This is a genomic window from Catellatospora sp. NPDC049609 (assembly GCF_040675365.1).
In the GTDB taxonomy this organism is placed as follows: Bacteria; Actinomycetota; Actinomycetes; order Mycobacteriales; family Micromonosporaceae; genus Catellatospora.
Window position 1 is genome coordinate 1 of sequence record NZ_JBFAOU010000107.1, and the last position, 15,973, is coordinate 15,973.

Consider the following 15,973-nt stretch of genomic DNA (forward strand, 5'->3'; position numbering starts at 1 on the left):
CCCAAATAGCTAGATCAAAAAGTTCTAGGCTTGCGCGAACTGTGGGTACGACACGCCCAAACCGGTCATATCCCTAACAGTTCGCGCAAGATCGTCGACTTTGGTCGGCTTCGCGCGACGGGTGAGGTGTGTCAGGCTCGGCTGCGATGCGGTGAGCCGGGGAGGTCGATGTGGTGATGCGGGACGGCGCGACGGTGGTGGCGGTGCCGGGCTGGGAGCGGGCGCTGATCGGCGTCGGCTTCCCGGTGGCGGGCATGGCCGTGGGCTGGGGGATCAAGGCGGCCGCGGGCTGGGTGGCCGGGCTGGAGTGGGCGCCGTTCCAGGGGCCGTTCAAGCTGATCGCGAAGATCCCCGAGCCGTGGGCCACCATCGGGGCGCTCGCGGTCGGGCTGGTCGCGGGGGTGCTGCTGGTGCTGACCGCGATCGGCGAGCGGCTCACCGTGACCGTACGCCACGACGCGGTCGTGCTGGCCCGGGTCGACGCGCCGACGCGCACGGTCGCCCGCGCCGACGCGGCCGCCGTGTTCACCGACGGCAAGGCGCTGGTGGTGCAGGGGCCCGACGGCCGCGAGCACGCCCGCGAGGTGTCCGACCTGCGTCCGGCCGACCTGCGCGCGGCGTTCACCGCGCACGGCTACCCGTGGCGCGAGCACGGCGACCCGTACGCCGACCGCTTCCGGCTGTGGGTGCCCGACCTGGCCGGCCTGCCCGACGGCGCGAACGCGCTGCTGGCGGCACGCGCCAAGGCGCTGAAGAAGCACGACGCCGACGAGGCCGCGCTGCTGCTGTCCGAACTACACCGGCTCGGCGTGATGGTCCGCGTCGAGAAGAACCGGCAGTACTGGCGCCTCACCTCGTCGCCGGAGACCGCCCGCTGAAACCCGGTCGCGAGCCCCGGCGAGTTCCGGCACCCTGGGCGGCGATCGAGGGGAGCAGACGATGGCGGTACGACCCGGGGTGGGCGACCCGCTGCGCCCGTGCCCCGCATGCCCGTCCTGGGAGTACGGCGGCGCACCCGCCTGCCCGCACTGCGCGGCCCTGGTCGACGCGCTGCTCGAGGAGGGCTGGCGCGACCACGTCACGGCTGCCTTCGGCGAGCTGAGCCCCGCCGAGGAGCACGAGATCGCCCTGATGGTCGCCGACGAGCCGCACCGCCACGACTGGCGCGCCTACGACGCCGCCCTGAACCGCCTCACCTGCGCCGCTTGCGGCTCGCCGCTGGGCTCCGGGCCCCTGAGCTGCGCCCCCTGCGAACTCGCCCACGGCAACCGCTACGCCGCGATCGAGACCGACCGCCCCGGCACGCCCCCCGGCAACGAGCACGCCATCCGCGTGAACGTCTCCGTGGTACGCAAGCCACACATGACCTCGGCCCCCGAACTCCTGGCCCGCCGCCTGCTGCTACCACTCCTGCTCATCGGCCACCTCCCCACCACCGCCGAAGCCCAGCGCTTCAGCGCCGCCCTCAAAGCCACCCCCACCCTCGCCACCGCTCCCACCCTCGCCTCGTCGATCTTGCGTGAACTGTGGGTACGACACGGGTGAACCGGACGAATCCCCAACACTTCGCGCAAGATCGTCGCGATCATGAGCGCGACGCGCCACGTTTCAACACTCCAAGCAAGATCGTCGCGATCTTGGGCGCGCCGCGCCGACACCCCGCGTACGACTGAGGCTCCCCTCGGCCGTCACGGCGGCGGAGGGGAGCCTCAGTCGGGGAGGGTCAGGACGGGCTGACCGACGGCTGCGGTGTGGCGGAGGCCGACGGGTCGGGCGTCGCGCCCGCGCCGGCGAGCTCCGGCGGCACCGGCAGGGCGCTGCCCTTGAGGAACTGCTCCCAGGTGACGCTCCACGCGGTCCAGCCGTTGGCGGGCCGGACCACGCGCTCGGTGCCCTTGATGGTGATCGGGTCGCCGATGCGGGTCAGGTTGAACAGGTACGCCGCGTTGGCCGAGGACACGTTCACGCAGCCGTGCGACACGTTGCGCTTGCCCTGGTGCTGCACCGACCACGGTGCCGCGTGGATGTACTCACCGCCCCAGGTCAGGCGCTGGGCGTACTCGATGTCGACGCGGTAGCGGTCCACGTTGCCCGGGTCGTCGGTGGTGTCGAAGACCGTCTTGCGCAGCTTGTCCATGACGACCAGCGTGCCCGAGGAGGACGGCGTGGTCTTCTTGCCGAGGCTCACCGGGATCGTCTTGACCAGGTTGTCGTTCTTGTAGACCTTCATCTGCTTGGTCGCGTTGTCGACCTTCATCTCGATCTTGTCCTTCGAGATGTTGCCGACGCCCTTGCGGTCGGCGTCGCCGTAGCGGCCGTTGCCCATCGGCACGCCCTCCAGCGCGGCCCGCACCGTGATCTTCGTGCCGGTCTGCCAGAACTCCGGCCCGCGGTACATCACCTGCAGCGAGCTGGACCAGCTCCACACGCCCGGCTGCGGCGGGTCGGTGGTGACGAACAGCCGCCGCTCCACCCCGGCCCGCGCCGAGGCGGGCACCGGGCTGGTGAACTCGATGACCACGGGCATCGCCACGCCGTACTCGCGGTCTTCGAACATGTAGAGGCCCGCGCCGGTCTTCTTGCTCGGCTTGCTCATGGTGGTGAACGAGGTCGACTTCTCGGTGGTCTGCCCGTCCGGGCTCGCCACCACGACCGTCGCCTTGTACCCCTTGCCGTACTTCAGCGGCTTGCTCGGCACCCACGACGAGCCGTCGGCGCGCATGGCGCCCGCGACCTTCGCGCCCGCGGCGTCGGTCAGCGTCACCGACTGCACCGTCCCGCCGGTCACCTTGGTGCCGATCTCGGTGCTGACCGGCTGGTTCTTGGCCGCCTCGGCGGGCGTGACGGCCAGCGTCAGCGGCTGCGCGCTGGCCGCGGGCGCCGCGGCCGCCGACGGCGTCGAGCTGACGAACGCCGGTGTCTCCCCCTCCGACGAGCAACCCGTCAATCCCAGCGGTACGAGCACCGCCAGCACCATCGCCGCCGCGCCTCGGCGCGCTGCACTACTCAGGCCCATCGCCGCTTACCCCGTTCCCCAGGTCCGTACGTCGCGAACATCCTGCCGTATCGCCAGGACGTTCCGTGAGCCCTGTTCGGTTCCTTCGGCGCCAACCGGTCGGCGCCCCGGCCAGGTTCCTAGGAAGCTCTGGAGGAGGTGATGCCGTGCCTACTCCGGAGCATGGCATCGTCTGCACCGGCCGGGAGCCGGTTCGGCCGAGTCAGCGGAGCGCCTGCGCCAGCCAGTGCGGGACGTCCTCGGCGTGGTACGGCCACTCCGACGGCTCGATGGCCGCCAGGAAACCGGCGTACACCGCCGCGTTGCGCAGGGCGAGCAGCGGTCCGATCAGCTCCACCGCCCGCTCCGGCCGGCAGCCCGGCACCGCCGCCCGCCACCGCTCGCACCAGGCCCGGTGCAGCGGCGCCGGATCGGGCACCTGCTCGCACATACGCAGCAGGTCGATCGCCGGGTGCCCGAGCACCGCGTCGCCCCAGTCGATGATCGCGTGGTGGTCCCCGGCCCCGCGGACGTTGCCGGGGTGGAAGTCGCCGTGCACCAGCGTGTACGGCACGCCGCAGTCCTCGACCGCGGCCAGGCGACCGTCCAGGCCGTCCAGCAGCGCGGCGTGCTCGGGGCCGCCGTCAGCGGCGACCACCTCGCGGATCAGCGCGGCCAGCCGCGGCGCGCGGCGGTCCGGCACGCCCAGCGCGAGCAGCTCGTCGGCGCGACCGAGGGCGGCGAGCTGGGCGGTGTGCAGCCGCGCCAGCATGTGCGCGCGCTCGGCGGGCTCGGCGCCGTACCGGTCGGTGCCGGGCAGGTCGTCGAGCAGCACCCGGCCCGCCGCGGCGGCGATCGGCACGGGGGCGGTGCCGGGCGCGTGCTCGCCCAGCCAGCGCAGCACGGCCGCCTCGTGCGCGAAGAACGCGGGGACCTGCTTGAGCCACACCGGGGCGCCTTCGGTCTCCAGCCGCCAGATCGCGGACAGGTTCCAGGACCGCTGCTGCACGGCGGCCGTGACCTTCCGCCCGCGCGCCGCGAGCTCGGTCTCGGCCCAGCTCAGCGAAGCGCGCGGCCCGCCGGGTTCGGCCCAGGGCGCCCGGTGCGGGTGCGGTGCCAGGTCGATCGCCGTCGGTCGCACCGGCCCGGGATCGCCCGCGACCTCGGCGAGGTAGCTGACCCGGCCGCCGGGCGGGGCAGGGGAGTCCGCGCCGAGCAGCCGCAGCACGGTCACCTCGACGCCGTGCCGCTCGCGCGCCCCGGCGACCACGTCGGCGACCTCCTGCCACCAGGGCAGCTCCACCTCGTACGGCGGCAGCTCACCGAGCACCGTCCCAGCCGGATCCACCAGCACCAGCGTCACGACACGTCCCACGCGCCGGACCATACCCCCGCCGCCCCCACCCCGTCGCTGCCTTTACCCCGGCCCCGACCGGCCCTGGCGCAACTCTTAACGAGTTGCGGTGACCAGGGCATGGGGAAGGCGCGACTCTTCAAGAGTTGCGGCAGGAGTGAGGGCGCCGGGGTGGGGCGGGTCGGTGGGTGAGGGCGGGTCAGAGGGTGAGGGTGAAGGCCAGGGCGGCCAGGGCGCTCGCGAGCAGGCTGGCGCCAGCGCCGACGCCGGTGACGGCGCTGGGGGCGAGGTCGCGGCTGCGGGCGTACGGCACCGCGCGCCAGGCGATCAGCACCATCGCGGCGGCCAGCGGGTAGAGCAGCGGGCTCTGCAGCGGGCCGGCCAGCGGGACGAAGTGGACGCCGACCACCAGGCAGACCCAGACCGGGATCAGCTCCTTGCGGCCGCGCAGGGCGAGCACGGCGGCGCCGATGCCCGCGGCGGCGAACTCGATGCCGACGATGATGCCGTAGCGGCGCATCGCGCCCGGCTCGCTGAGCGCCGAGCCGTCCGACCAGTGCCGCCAGGCGAGGAAGCCGCCGACGGCGGCCACGGTGAGGCTGACGCCGGAGCCGATGCCGAGCCATTTCTTCCAGGTCACGGGCGGTCGTTCCTGCGCCCAGCCGAACCAGCCGGAGGCGAAGAAGCCGAAGAACAATGCGGTCACGGCGGCGTCGCGTACGTAATTCATCCCAGGCCCCCCATATGGCGATCGTCCGGGAGTCTGCCAGGTCGGCTGTCCGGCTGATGTGTCGCCGGTCACACGCCATGAAGAATCCTCGGCTATGGATTCAGTGCTGACCCAGGTGTTCCTGCCCGTCGCCCTCGGCATCGTGATGCTCGGCCTCGGCCTCGGCCTCACCGTCGCCGACTTCAAGCGGATCCTCGTCTTCCCGAAGGCCGTGCTGGTGGCGCTGCTGTGCCAGGTGCTGGTGCTGCCCGCGGTGTGCTTCGGTCTGGTGCTGGCCTTCGACCTGCCGCCCGAGCTGGCCGTGGGCATGATGCTGCTGGCCGCGTCGCCCGGCGGCACCACCGCGAACCTGTACAGCCACCTGTTCGGCGGCAACGTCGCGCTGAACGTGACGCTGACCGCGGTGAACTCGGTGCTGGCCATCTTCACGCTGCCGGTGGTGGTGAACCTGTCGCTGGCGTACTTCATGTCGGGCACCGACCAGATCGGACTGCAGTTCAGCAAGACGCTGCAGGTCTTCGCGATCGTGCTGATCCCGGTCGCGATCGGCATGTTCGTACGCCACCGCTCCGTCGACTTCGCCGAGCGGATGCACAAGCCGGTGCGCATCCTGTCGGTGGTGGTGCTGGTGGCGGTCATCGCCGGCACGCTGGCCTCGGAGCGGGAGAACGTGGCCGACTACTTCGCCAGCGCCGGGCTGGTCGCGCTGGTCTTCAACGTGGTGAGCCTGGCCGTCGGGTACTACCTGCCCCGGCTGGCGCGCATCGACCGGGCCGACTCGGTCGCGGCGGCGATGGAGATCGGCATCCACAACGGCACGCTGGCCATCTTCATCGCGACGACGCTGCTGGCCAACACGCAGCTGGCGGTGCCGGCGGCGGTGTACAGCATCATCATGTTCTTCACCGCGGCGGCCTTCGGCTACCTGGTCCGCCCCGCCCGCCCCGCCAAGGCCGAGCCCGAGCCGGAGCCGGCCGTGTGAACGTTAGGAAGGGCACCTTCTACAACGCATAGCGTTAAGAAGGTGCCCTTCCTTTCGTTCAGGGGAGGGTTTCGGAGCGCATGAGGTCGACGGCGAGGCGGACCGTGGCGGCCGAGGCGGTGCGCAGGGAGCCTTCGTGGAACGGGGGCTGGGGGTCGTATTCGAGGCCGAGCTGGACGGCGGCGGCGAGCTCGGGGCCGGCCAGGTGCGCGGCCAGGCGCAGGGCCATGTCGATGCCGGCGGAGACGCCCGCCGAGGTGATCACGCGGTCGTGCTCGACGACCCGCTCGGGCACGTACGTCGCGCCGTGGTGCGCCAGGTAGTCCTTGGCGGCCCAGTGCGTGGTCGCGGTCTGCCCGTGCAGCAGCCCGGCCGCGCCGAGCACGAGCGCGCCGGTGCAGACCGAGGTGGTCCAGGTCGAGGTGGCGTGCGCGGTGCGGGTCCAGTCGAGGTACACCGGGTCGGCGGCGGCGGCGAACGAGCCGGTCAGCCCGCCGGGGATGACGAGGACGTTCGGTTCGGGCAGGTCGGACAGGGCGGCCTCGGCGTACACGGTCAGCATGCCGGTGTCGGCGACGACGGGGCCGGGGCGCTTGCCGATGAACGTCACGTGCGTGTCGGGCAGCCGGGCGAGCACGTCGTAGGGCCCGACCGCGTCGAGCGCGGTGAACCCCGGGTAGAGCAGGATCGCCACGGTCGTCATGGGTCCACTATCGCCCGCGCCGCCGCGGGGCAGGGCGGGAACGGCGGTTCAGCGCGGCTGGCGGCGGGGCCGTCGGCGGCCGGAGTTGCGTACGCCCAGCAGCGCGAACCCGCCCACGGCCACCAGTGCGACCGCGGCCCCGCCGATGAGCACTCCGCTGACCTGCTGCGTGGTGCTGAGCAGGGAGACCTCGGGGGTTGCGGCCGGGGCGGCGACGGCGGCGGGCGTGCCGGTCGGCGTCGCGCCGACAGTGCCGGTGGGTGAAGCGGACGGCGGTGCGCTCGGGGTGGCGCTCGGCGACGGGCTGAGGGAGGCCGAGGGGCTGGGTGACGGCTTGGCGCCGGTGGCGGACACCTCGACCCGGGCGCTGGCGGCCGTGGCCGCGCGGACCCTGATCACCAGCTTGTTGGCGGCGTCGGTGAGCACGGTGCCCGCGGGGACGTGCCGCGGGTCGCCCGACCGCGTCGGGTTGATCATGTACGCGTTGCGGTAGTCAGGGGTGCCGCCGCTCACGGCGACGGCGTAGACGCGTACCCCCGGCTTGTCGACGGCGGTGTCCACGGCGCCGCGGGCGCGCAGCTCGACCAGGTAGCGCAGGGTGGCCGACGCCCTGATCTCGAGCACCCGCGGCCCGCTGAGCGAGGCGGGCGCGTACAGCGGCTGCAGGGTCCAGGCGCCGGGCGCGGTGACGTCGCGGTGCCAGGCCGCCTGCAGCCAACCGCTGTGCAGCAGCTCGGGGGAGGAGTAGCCGCGGCCCGCGCCGCCGGAGCCCATCGGCGAGTTGCCGCTGTAGCCGGCGGCCTTGCAGGAGGAGACGACGTTGCCGGGGCAGTCGCGTCTGGTCTCGTGCGGGTAGCCGTGGTTGTGGCCGACCTCGTGCACCACCGCGGCCAGCGACGGACGCGGCGGGAACCAGGTCACCCGCCCGGGCACCTGGCCCAGGCCGCCCCAGTCGCAGGCGCCGGTGTCGAACACGACGGCGAGGGAGTCCCAGGCCACGCCCAGCCCGGCCAGGTGGTCCTGCGCGGTGACGCGGGCCTGCTCGCTGTAGCACTTGGTGGTGTCGCCCGCGCCCGCCGCCAGCGCGGCGTTGGGCGGCGCGAGGTAGACGCCCTCGCCCGCGGCGGTGAACCGCAGCAGCCCGCGGGTGACCGCGTCGGTCCACGAGGCCAGCGAGTCCGCCGTGCCGAGGAACAGGTTGCGCGCGTACGCGGTGTCGGCGAGCTGGGCCTGCTTCTCCTCGGTGCTTCCGTTCTGGATCATCACGACGGCGAGCCGCTTGGTCGTCGGGGCGGCCTGCACGAGCGGGCCGCGGATCGGGGCGGGGTCCTGCGCGGCCCCGGCGGCCGCCGCCGGTATCAGCGCCGGTGTGATGAGCAGGACGGCGGTGAGGAGTCGCATCAGGGGTGCTCGCCTTCACGCGGGTGCGTCATCCCCCGGAATGGGGCGCGTCGTCCCCCGGAATGCTAGCCGTCGGTCGTTTCCGGAACTGTCAGCCCGGCGTCAGCTATCCGCTGCCGGAACGGTCGGCGGTGCAGCGCTTCGGTGAGCTCGGTGAGCAGGTCGGCCAGCGGCATGGTCAGTTCGGCGTCGAGTTCGCGCATGGCCGCGGAGGTCGCGGCCCATTCGGCTGAGACGACCGGCAGCAGTTCGCGTGCCTTGTCGGTGAGGGCGACCAGGCGCTGGCGGGCGTCGGCGCCGGTGGTGAGGGCGACCAGTCCGGCACGGTTGAGCTGCGCGACGGTCTGGCTGGCCGCGGAGTGGGTGACCCCGACCCGGCGGGCCAGGTCGCGGATGGGCAGCGGACCTTCGGCGAGCAGTGCTCTGACCACGGGGGAGAAGCGCGGCCGGTAGTCGTCGAGGCCGAGTTCGGCGTACACCTTCGCGACGTCGCCGTCGAGCAGTTCGAGCACGTGGCGCAGCAGCGTGCCGACCGCTTCGCGTTCGGGCAGGGGATACATGCTAGAAATGTAACAGCGCTGTCATATTTCCCCCTGGAGGTGGTCCTGTGCACCCGCTGCGCGAGCCCTACGACACCGGCCTGCTCGACGTCGGCGACGGCAACCTCGTGCACTGGGAGGTCTCCGGCAACCCCGACGGCAAGCCCGCCGTCGTGCTGCACGGCGGTCCGGGCTCCGGGGCCGGGGCGGGCTGGCGGCGCTACTTCGACCCGGCGGCGTACCGGGTGGTGCTGTTCGACCAGCGCGGCTGCGGCCGCAGCACGCCCAGCGCCGGCGACCCGGCCACCGACCTGTCCGTGAACACGACCCACCACCTGGTCGCCGACATCGAGCGGCTGCGCGAGCACCTCGGCGTCGAGCGCTGGCTGGTGCTCGGCGCCTCCTGGGGCTGCACCCTGGCCCTGGCGTACGCGCAGCGCCACCCGTCCTCGGTCTCCGAGCTGGTGCTGTTCAGCGTCACCGGGGGCAGGCGCGCCGAGGTCGAGTGGATCACGCGCGACATGGGGCGGATCTTCCCGCAGGAGTGGGCCCGCTTCCGGGACGGCGTGCCCGAGGCCGAGCGGGACGGCGACCTCGCGGCGGCGTACGCCCGGCTGCTGGCCGACCCCGATCCGGCCGTGCGGGAGCAGGCCGCCCGTGACTGGTGCGCGTGGGAGGACGTGCACGTCGGCACCGCACCCGGTCACCGGCCCGACCCGCGCTACGACGACCCGGAGTTCCGGATGGTCTTCGCCCGGCTGGTCACCCACTACTGGGGCAACGGCTGCTTCCTGGAGGAGGGCGAGCTGCTGGCCAACGCGGGCAGGCTGGCCGGGATCCCCGGGGTGCTGGTGCACGGCCGGCTCGACGTGAGCAGCCCGTGCGACACCGCCTGGCACCTGGCCCAGGCCTGGCCCGACGCCGAACTGACCCTCGTCGAGCAGGCCGGCCACGGCTCCGCCAACGGCATCGGCGACATCGTCCTCGCCGCCCTCGACCGCTTCGCCCCCCACCCCTGACCCCACCCGCCCGGTCCCCACCGCCAGGCACGGGGCGGACCAGTCCCGCTGGACAGTGCGCTTGGCGCGCTGTTAGCGTAACGGCTGTTACGTAACGCGTGTGATGGAAAAGGGGCGAGGGCGTGCCGAGGGTGGTGGACCACGACGAGCGGCGCGAGCAGCTCTCCGCGGCGGTGTGGCGGGTGGTCGGCGAGCACGGGCTCGACGGGCTCACCCTGCGAGCGGTCGCCGACGCGGCCGGCTGCACCACGGGCCGGGTCGCGCACTACTTCCGGGACAAGAGCGCGCTGCTGCTGCACGCCCGGGCCGTCATGCACCGGCGCATGGCGGCGCGGATCGACGCGCTGCCCGACCCCGGCGACCCGCGCGCGCGGCTGCGGGCGGTCGCGCTGGAGGGGGTGCCGCTCGACGAGGAGCGGCGGCTCAACTCCACGATCTGGGCGACGTTCCTGATGGCGGCGCGCACCGATCCGGCGATGCTCGCCGAGCACGCGGTCCGGCACGAGTCGTGGATCCGGCGGCTGACCGGCCTGCTGCGCGACGCGTACGGCGTACCCCCTGCTGATCTGGAACTGCGGGCCCGCGGGCTGGTCGCCCTGCTGGAGGGGCTGGCGCTGTGCGGGGTGGCCACGCCCGACCTCTACCCGCCCGACCTGCTGGTCCGGGCCGTCGACAACCATCTCGACCTGCTGCTGGGAGCGCACGGATGAGCACGGAGAGCACCACCATGGAGATCGTCGAAGTGGCGCCGGCGGACCCGCGCCTGGTCCCGCTGGTCGGGGCGCTGCGCGCGGAGCTGGACGCCCGCTACCCGGAGGAGATCGACTTCGAGCACCCGGTGGTCAAGCGGGCGGCCCGGTTCCTGCTGGTGCTCGCCGGCGGCGCGGCGATCGCGTGCTGCGCGGTGCAGCCGCTCGACGGCGGCGAGGCCGAGCTGAAGCGGATGTACGTCGACCCGGCCTGGCGCGGCCGCGGCGTCGCCCGCCGCCTCATGCCGGAGGCGGAGAGGCTCGCCGCGCACACCGGCGCGAGCGTGTTCAAGCTCGAGACGGGCGTGCGCCAGCCGGACGCGATCGCGGTGTACGAGCGCGCCGGCTTCACCCGCATCCCCAACTACCCGCCGTACGACCGGTGGGACCTGAGCGTCTGCTACGCCAAGCGGCTCTGACGCCGGTCAGGGCGCCTCGTCGTCGGACCTCCGACGACGAGGCGCCCGTCCCGTCAGGCGGGGCAGAGGTGGTGGGCGGCGGAGCGCTCCTGCTCGGGCAGGCCGATGTGGGCCGCGACGACCCGCTCCGGGACGCCACCGGCGAGGCTGTCGGACAGGGCACGCTCGCGCACCGCCAGCAGCCGCTCGGTGTTGGCCCCCAGCACCCGGTCGAGCTGCGCGAGCTGTGCCAGCAGGCCGCTGTCGGCATCGGACGGCGGGCTCGCCTCGGCCGCGGCCAGCGCGGCGGCGACCTCGTCGGGGGTGACCGCGCCCAGTTCGGCGACGTCGGTCAGCGGCCGGCCGTGGTGGTGCACCAGGATCGCCGCGAACAGGATGCGCGAGGCGTGGTTCGCGGCCCGGTAGCCGTCGACGAAGCGCAGCCAGTGTGCGGTCTGCGCCAGCCGCTGCTCGGGATCGGCGGGCAGGTCGGCGCCGATGCGCACCGCGGGCAGCAGGCGCAGGGCCCGGTCGTACGCCAGGGACAGCAGCTCGCGTAGCTGGGTGGCGACCAGGTGGCGTTCGGTCAGGTCGTGTTCGGTGCCGCCGTCGGGGGTCAGGCCGGTCCAGTCGAGGATGACCGCGGCGCAGCTCGCGCAGGCGCGGTGGCCGCAGATGACCTCGGCGATGTCGGCCTCGGTCCAGCGCTCGTGGCGCACCAGGGTCAGGGCGGCCCGGTCGCGGGCGAGCAGGGCACGCCGGTAGAGGTGGCGCAGCTCCAGGGTGAGGGTGCACAGGCCGGGCGCGCCGCGTTCGGCCTCCTGACGCTCCAGCAGCGCGATCTGCCGGGCCAGTTCAGGCACGCTGATATCGGCGATCGGGTTCGTCGTCATGAGCTCGACGCTAACGCTGTGTGGTGGGAGCAGCTACACGGTGCTGATCTCCTGTGGGATTTCTGACCCGGGGCGCGTAGTGGACGTCACGTCTGCCCGTTTCGTCGGGTCGTCGGGGAGCCCCCCGTCGCAATAGACGTTGGCCTATCTGGATGACTTCGATCAAGGAATTTTCATCCAGATAGGCCAACGTCTATCAAAAACGCGGGCCGGGGCCGCCCGGCATCGACCAGCTGCCGCCTCGACAAAAAAATTTGTCGGTGGCAGGGTGGGGGCATGTTCGATGTAGCGGTGATCGACGATCCGGCCGCGGCCGAGGCGTCCCTGGACCCGATCCGGGCCCGGCTGCTGGCCGCCCTGGTGGAGCCGGGCTCGGCCACCAGCCTGGCCGCGAAGATCGGCCAGCCCCGGCAGAAGGTCAACTACCACCTGCGTGAGCTGGAGCGGCATGGCCTGGTCGAGCTGGTCGAGGAGCGGCGCAAGGGCAACGTCACCGAGCGCGTCCTGCAGGCCACCGCCGCGTCGTACGTGATCTCCCCGATCGCCCTGTCCGCCGTGCAGCCCGACCCGGACCGCGCGCCCGACCGGCTGTCGGCGCGCTGGCTGCTGGCCCTGGCGGCGCGGCTGGTCCGCGACGTCGGCGAGCTGCTCACCGGCGCCGCGCGGGCGAAGAAGCGGCTGGCCACGTTCGCGATGGACGGCACGGTGCGGTTCGCGAGCCCGGCCGAGCGGGCCGCGTTCGCCGAGGAGCTGGCGGCGGCGGTCACCGCGCTGGTCGGCAAGTACCACGACGAGCGGGCCGAGGGGGGTCGCGAGCACCGGGTGATCCTCGCCGTGCACCCGACCGTGGCCCGGCCGGGCGAGGAGGGCTGAGGTGGGCAGGGACTTCGAGATCGAGCAGGAGCTGCCGGTCGAGGCGACCCCGGAGCAGATCTGGGACGCGATCGCGACCGGGCCGGGCATCGACTCCTGGTTCATGGGCCGCAACGAGGTGACCCCCGGTCCCGGCGGTGCGGTCAGCACCGTCTTCGGGGGGTACGCCCCGACGCTGCCGATCACCGCGTGGGAGCCGGGACGGCGGCTGGCGTACGGCGAGCCGCCCGGCCCCGACGGCCGGTTCGTGGCATACGAGTTCCTCGTCGAGGGCCGCGCCGGCGGCAGCGCCGTGCTGCGTACCGTGGCCAGCGGTTTCCTGCCCGGCGACGACTGGGCCGACGAGTTCGAGGCGATGGGCCTGGGGCTGGGCCTGTTCTTCCGCACCCTGGGGGAGTACCTGACGTGGTTCCGGGGCCGCACGGCGCGGCCGGTGACCGTGTTCGGCCCGCCGGTGGCCGACTGGCCGCGGGCCTGGGCGGCGCTGCACGGCGCGCTCGGGCTGACCGGGACGCCGCGGCCGGGCGACCCGGTCCGGCTCACCGTCGGCGGCGAGCCCGCGACCGGCACGGTCTACCACGTCAGCGCGCAGACCCTCGGCGTGCGGACCCCGGACGCGCTGTTGCGCTTCGTGCGGGGCTTCCAGGGGTCGATGGTCGCCATGCACCACCTGTTCACCCCCACGCAGACCGACCCCGACGCGGCCTGGCGGTCCTGGCTGGACGCCACGTTCGCCGGTGACACGGCATGACTACGAAGGAGCACCCCATGAGCAGCGTCATCTCCGCCGACGGCACCGCCATCGCGTACAGCAGGACCGGGCAGGGCCCGGCCGTGATCCTGGTCGACGGCGCGATGTGCTTCCGGCGGATGGGCCCGTCGCAGCCGCTGGCCGCGCAGCTGTCCGACCGGTACACCGTCTACACCTACGACCGGCGCGGCCGCGGCGAGTCCGGCGACACCGCGCCGTACTCCGTCGAGCGCGAGGTCGAGGACCTCGACGCGCTGATCAAGGAGGCGGGCGGCGAGGTCTACCTGTACGGCATCTCCTCCGGCGCGGTGCTGGCCTGCGAGGCCGCCGCACGGCTGGGCGGCATCCGCAGGCTCGCCGTGTACGAGCCGCCGTTCGTCGTCGACGACACGTACGCGCCCCGGCCGGACGACTATCTCGACAAGATGGACGCGATGATCGCGCAAGGGCGGCGCGGCGACGCGGTCGCCACGTTCATGAAGACCGTCGGCATGCCCGGCTTCCTGGTCGGGGTGTTCCGGCTGACGCCGAACTGGCCCAAGCTCAAGCGGGTCGCGCACACCCTGCCCTACGACTTCCGGGTGCTCGGCGACACCGGCTCCGGCCGGCCGCTGCCGCGCGGGCGCTGGGCGGGGGCGCAGCTGCCCGCGCTGGTCATGGACGGCGGTAAGAGCCCGCAATACCTGCGCAACGGCGCCAGGGCGCTGGCCGGGGTGCTGCCGAACGCCGAGCACCGCACCCTGCCCGGCCAGACGCACCTGCTCAAGCCGCAGGCCGTCGCGCCGGTGCTCAAGCAGTGGTTCGTCTAGAGCTTCCTGACCAGCAGCTCGAACTGCAGGTCGTCCCGCTTGGGCAGGCCGAACCGCTCGTCGCCGTAAGGGAACGGGCTCACCTCACCGGTGCGGGCGTAGCCGCGGCGCTCGTACCAGGCGATGAGCTCCTCGCGCACGGAGATGACGGTCATGTGCATCCGCTGGGCGTCCCACTCGTCGCGGGCGTAGCGCTCGGCCTCGGCGATGACCGCCTTGCCGATGCCGCCGCCCTGCAGGTCGGGCCGCACGGCGAACATGCCGAAGTACGCGTGGTCGCCGTGGCGCTCCAGGTGGCAGCAGGCCAGCAGCCGCCCGTCGCGCTCGGCCAGCAGCACCACGCTGTCGGGGCCGGCCAGGTGCGCGGCGACCGCGGCGGGGTCGGTGCGCTGGCCGTCGAGCAGGTCGGCCTCGGTGGTCCACCCGGCCCGGCTGCTGTCCCCCCGGTACGCCGACTCCACCAGCGCCACCACCGCGCCCACGTCGTCCGGCTGCGCCGCGCGCACCGTCAACGCCTGCTCCGCCATCATCCCGACCTCCGGCATCCTTGATCGACGCCAGGCTACCGGCCCGCTCCGCGGAGGTTCGGAAGGGCACCTTCTACAACGGAAAACGATAAGAAGGTGCCCTTCCTTTCCGGGGTCAGCGGGTGTTGATGAGTTTGGGGTGGGACTTGGCCCAGGCGGCGAGCTTGTCGGCGCGCAGGGCGGTGAAGTAGGACTTCTGCACCGCGTCGAGGCGTTCGCCCTGGTAGGAGCCGCCACTGAAGAGGCCGCCGCCGGGCAGGCCGACCAGGGTCAGGTTCGCGGGGCGGATGTTGCGCAGGGCGTACACGAACTCGGTGGGTTTGCGGCCGCGCCCGTCGAAGGTCAGCGTGCCGCCCAGCGCGGACAGGATGCCGTCGAACTTCGCCGGGTCGGTGAGCACGTCCAGGCTCATCGCCTTGGTGAGCATGGCCTTCATCAGCTGCCGGTGGTGGCGCTGGCGGGCGTACTCGCCGCCGGTGGTGTAGCGCTGGCGCGCGTAGTCCAGCGCCTGCCAGCCGGACAGGTGCGCCATGCCCACGTTGTACGTCTTGCGCGGCCCGGAGTAGCCGTGCTCGCAGCCGCCGCACGCCGGGCGGTGCTTGCCGTCCGGGTGCCGGTGGATCGAGACGACCTTCTGGTCGATGTAGAGGTCCACGCCGCCCAGCGCGTCGATCAGCCGCGTGTAGCCCCGGAAGGTGATCACGGCGCCGGCGTCGAAGCGCTTGATGCCGGTGTAGCCGCTGACGGCGTTCGCCGTCAGCTGGAAGCCCTTGGCGATGTCCCACGTGTTGCTCTTGCCCGGCACCCGCCCGCCGAAGGTCATGGCGTGGGTGAGCTTGCTGCGCCCGCCGCCGTAGCGCGACGGCTTGAACGCCGGGATGTCGACGACCAGGTCACGCGGCAGCGAGGTGAGGTACGCGTTGCTGAGGGACTTGTCGACGTGCAGGATCATCACCACGTCGCCGTGCGGCGGCCAGCCCTTCTTCGACTCGCGGGTGTCGATGCCGACGATGAGGAAGTTCAGCGGGCCGGTGATGTCCGCCCCGGCCGACGGGGACGGGCTGGGGCTGGGGCTCGGCGAGGCCGACGGCTCGGGGGAGTCGCTCGGCCCGAACAGGTCGACCTGGGGGATGGCCTCGTCCACACGCGACTGAGCGACCCGCACGGCGGCGTACGCACCGCCGCCGATGAGGGCCAGCACCACGCCGAGCAGGACGAACAGCCGAACAGAGCGCGTCATGGGGGGCTCC

18 protein-coding genes are annotated in these 15,973 nt (G+C 73.0%); 9 read left to right on the top strand and 9 right to left on the bottom strand.

Annotated features, from left to right (window positions below; all coding sequences use genetic code 11):
• Nucleotides 1-176: 176 nt before the first annotated feature.
• Together AB0J67_RS25735 and AB0J67_RS25740 are read left to right on the top strand one after the other, a co-directional pair.
• On the top strand, nucleotides 177-878 hold the full coding sequence (locus AB0J67_RS25735) for a hypothetical protein (RefSeq protein WP_363486048.1): 702 nt from the start codon (nucleotides 177-179) through the stop codon (nucleotides 876-878).
• Nucleotides 879-939: 61 nt separating this feature from the next.
• Nucleotides 940-1,545 (top strand): hypothetical protein, encoded by a 606-nt coding sequence (locus AB0J67_RS25740; protein WP_363486018.1) that lies wholly within the window; start codon nucleotides 940-942, stop codon nucleotides 1,543-1,545.
• A gap of 178 nt (nucleotides 1,546-1,723) precedes the next feature.
• Here AB0J67_RS25740 and AB0J67_RS25745 read toward each other — a convergent pair whose 3' ends face one another.
• The 3 genes from AB0J67_RS25745 to AB0J67_RS25755 form a co-directional block, all read right to left on the bottom strand.
• Nucleotides 1,724-2,977 carry an Ig-like domain-containing protein gene (locus AB0J67_RS25745; RefSeq protein ID WP_363486049.1) on the bottom strand — a complete coding sequence of 418 codons (1,254 nt, stop codon included), beginning with the start codon at nucleotides 2,975-2,977 and terminating at the stop codon, nucleotides 1,724-1,726.
• A gap of 241 nt (nucleotides 2,978-3,218) precedes the next feature.
• A complete protein-coding gene (locus AB0J67_RS25750; RefSeq protein ID WP_363486019.1) occupies nucleotides 3,219-4,370 on the bottom strand; it encodes an aminoglycoside phosphotransferase family protein in 1,152 nt (383 codons plus the stop codon).
• Between the two features lie 178 nt (nucleotides 4,371-4,548).
• Nucleotides 4,549-5,079, bottom strand: a complete 531-nt coding sequence (locus tag AB0J67_RS25755; RefSeq protein WP_363486020.1) for a hypothetical protein — start codon at nucleotides 5,077-5,079, stop codon at nucleotides 4,549-4,551.
• Between the two features lie 94 nt (nucleotides 5,080-5,173).
• Between AB0J67_RS25755 and AB0J67_RS25760 the strand changes: the two genes are divergently transcribed.
• Nucleotides 5,174-6,061 (top strand): bile acid:sodium symporter family protein, encoded by an 888-nt coding sequence (locus AB0J67_RS25760; RefSeq protein WP_363486021.1) that lies wholly within the window; start codon nucleotides 5,174-5,176, stop codon nucleotides 6,059-6,061.
• Between the two features lie 58 nt (nucleotides 6,062-6,119).
• On the opposite strand, the gene AB0J67_RS25765 is transcribed toward AB0J67_RS25760, so the two are convergent.
• The 3 genes from AB0J67_RS25765 to AB0J67_RS25775 all read right to left on the bottom strand — a co-directional run bounded on the left by AB0J67_RS25765 (nucleotide 6,120) and on the right by AB0J67_RS25775 (nucleotide 8,725).
• Nucleotides 6,120-6,764, bottom strand: coding sequence for a DJ-1/PfpI family protein (locus tag AB0J67_RS25765; protein ID WP_363486022.1), 645 nt, complete (start codon nucleotides 6,762-6,764; stop codon nucleotides 6,120-6,122).
• 48 nt (nucleotides 6,765-6,812) lie between these two features.
• Nucleotides 6,813-8,165 carry a hypothetical protein gene (locus tag AB0J67_RS25770; RefSeq protein WP_363486023.1) on the bottom strand — a complete coding sequence of 451 codons (1,353 nt, stop codon included), beginning with the start codon at nucleotides 8,163-8,165 and terminating at the stop codon, nucleotides 6,813-6,815.
• Between the two features lie 65 nt (nucleotides 8,166-8,230).
• Nucleotides 8,231-8,725 carry a MarR family transcriptional regulator gene (locus AB0J67_RS25775; RefSeq protein ID WP_363486024.1) on the bottom strand — a complete coding sequence of 165 codons (495 nt, stop codon included), beginning with the start codon at nucleotides 8,723-8,725 and terminating at the stop codon, nucleotides 8,231-8,233.
• Nucleotides 8,726-8,772: 47 nt separating this feature from the next.
• Here AB0J67_RS25775 and pip point away from each other — a divergent pair, with 47 nt between their 5' ends.
• The 3 genes from pip (at nucleotide 8,773) to AB0J67_RS25790 (ending at nucleotide 10,891) form a co-directional block, all read left to right on the top strand.
• Nucleotides 8,773-9,723 carry a prolyl aminopeptidase gene (pip, locus tag AB0J67_RS25780; protein WP_363486025.1) on the top strand — a complete coding sequence of 317 codons (951 nt, stop codon included), beginning with the start codon at nucleotides 8,773-8,775 and terminating at the stop codon, nucleotides 9,721-9,723.
• Between the two features lie 122 nt (nucleotides 9,724-9,845).
• Nucleotides 9,846-10,433 (top strand): TetR/AcrR family transcriptional regulator, encoded by a 588-nt coding sequence (locus AB0J67_RS25785; protein WP_363486026.1) that lies wholly within the window; start codon nucleotides 9,846-9,848, stop codon nucleotides 10,431-10,433.
• The gene (locus tag AB0J67_RS25790; protein WP_363486027.1) at nucleotides 10,430-10,891 is read left to right on the top strand and encodes a GNAT family N-acetyltransferase; all 462 of its coding nucleotides are present in this window, start codon (nucleotides 10,430-10,432) and stop codon (nucleotides 10,889-10,891) included. Before AB0J67_RS25785 ends, AB0J67_RS25790 begins: the two co-directional genes overlap by 4 nt.
• 53 nt (nucleotides 10,892-10,944) lie before the next feature.
• Here AB0J67_RS25790 and AB0J67_RS25795 read toward each other — a convergent pair whose 3' ends face one another.
• Nucleotides 10,945-11,763 carry a hypothetical protein gene (locus tag AB0J67_RS25795; protein WP_363486028.1) on the bottom strand — a complete coding sequence of 273 codons (819 nt, stop codon included), beginning with the start codon at nucleotides 11,761-11,763 and terminating at the stop codon, nucleotides 10,945-10,947.
• Nucleotides 11,764-12,039: 276 nt separating this feature from the next.
• On the opposite strand from AB0J67_RS25795, the gene AB0J67_RS25800 reads away from it, so the two are divergent.
• From AB0J67_RS25800 to AB0J67_RS25810, 3 genes are read left to right on the top strand one after another with little or no spacing between them, the layout of a single operon-like run.
• Nucleotides 12,040-12,636: a helix-turn-helix domain-containing protein gene (locus AB0J67_RS25800; protein ID WP_363486029.1), complete on the top strand. Its 597-nt coding sequence runs from the start codon at nucleotides 12,040-12,042 to the stop codon at nucleotides 12,634-12,636.
• 1 nt (nucleotide 12,637) lies between these two features.
• Complete coding sequence (locus AB0J67_RS25805) at nucleotides 12,638-13,387, top strand: SRPBCC domain-containing protein (protein ID WP_363486030.1); 750 nt, start codon at nucleotides 12,638-12,640, stop codon at nucleotides 13,385-13,387.
• A 17-nt stretch (nucleotides 13,388-13,404) separates the two neighbouring features.
• Nucleotides 13,405-14,196, top strand: coding sequence for an alpha/beta hydrolase (locus tag AB0J67_RS25810; RefSeq protein WP_363486032.1), 792 nt, complete (start codon nucleotides 13,405-13,407; stop codon nucleotides 14,194-14,196).
• Here AB0J67_RS25810 and AB0J67_RS25815 read toward each other — a convergent pair.
• Nucleotides 14,193-14,741 carry a GNAT family N-acetyltransferase gene (locus tag AB0J67_RS25815; RefSeq protein ID WP_363486033.1) on the bottom strand — a complete coding sequence of 183 codons (549 nt, stop codon included), beginning with the start codon at nucleotides 14,739-14,741 and terminating at the stop codon, nucleotides 14,193-14,195. The genes AB0J67_RS25810 and AB0J67_RS25815 overlap by 4 nt on opposite strands.
• A gap of 97 nt (nucleotides 14,742-14,838) precedes the next feature.
• The gene (locus tag AB0J67_RS25820; RefSeq protein ID WP_363486034.1) at nucleotides 14,839-15,963 is read right to left on the bottom strand and encodes an LCP family protein; all 1,125 of its coding nucleotides are present in this window, start codon (nucleotides 15,961-15,963) and stop codon (nucleotides 14,839-14,841) included.
• Nucleotides 15,964-15,973: the final 10 nt, after the last annotated feature.

Coding starts and splice junctions, on each gene's coding strand:
- AB0J67_RS25760 (WP_363486021.1), top strand. CDS start 5,174: ATGGATTCAGTGCTGACCCAGGTGTTCCTGCCCGTCGCCCTCGGCATC.
- AB0J67_RS25800 (WP_363486029.1), top strand. CDS start 12,040: ATGTTCGATGTAGCGGTGATCGACGATCCGGCCGCGGCCGAGGCGTCC.
- AB0J67_RS25775 (WP_363486024.1), bottom strand. CDS start 8,725: ATGTATCCCCTGCCCGAACGCGAAGCGGTCGGCACGCTGCTGCGCCAC.
- AB0J67_RS25810 (WP_363486032.1), top strand. CDS start 13,405: ATGAGCAGCGTCATCTCCGCCGACGGCACCGCCATCGCGTACAGCAGG.
- AB0J67_RS25740 (WP_363486018.1), top strand. CDS start 940: ATGGCGGTACGACCCGGGGTGGGCGACCCGCTGCGCCCGTGCCCCGCA.
- AB0J67_RS25815 (WP_363486033.1), bottom strand. CDS start 14,741: ATGCCGGAGGTCGGGATGATGGCGGAGCAGGCGTTGACGGTGCGCGCG.
- AB0J67_RS25790 (WP_363486027.1), top strand. CDS start 10,430: ATGAGCACGGAGAGCACCACCATGGAGATCGTCGAAGTGGCGCCGGCG.
- AB0J67_RS25755 (WP_363486020.1), bottom strand. CDS start 5,079: ATGAATTACGTACGCGACGCCGCCGTGACCGCATTGTTCTTCGGCTTC.
- AB0J67_RS25795 (WP_363486028.1), bottom strand. CDS start 11,763: ATGACGACGAACCCGATCGCCGATATCAGCGTGCCTGAACTGGCCCGG.
- AB0J67_RS25765 (WP_363486022.1), bottom strand. CDS start 6,764: ATGACGACCGTGGCGATCCTGCTCTACCCGGGGTTCACCGCGCTCGAC.
- AB0J67_RS25745 (WP_363486049.1), bottom strand. CDS start 2,977: ATGGTGCTGGCGGTGCTCGTACCGCTGGGATTGACGGGTTGCTCGTCG.
- AB0J67_RS25735 (WP_363486048.1), top strand. CDS start 177: ATGCGGGACGGCGCGACGGTGGTGGCGGTGCCGGGCTGGGAGCGGGCG.
- AB0J67_RS25770 (WP_363486023.1), bottom strand. CDS start 8,165: ATGCGACTCCTCACCGCCGTCCTGCTCATCACACCGGCGCTGATACCG.
- AB0J67_RS25820 (WP_363486034.1), bottom strand. CDS start 15,963: ATGACGCGCTCTGTTCGGCTGTTCGTCCTGCTCGGCGTGGTGCTGGCC.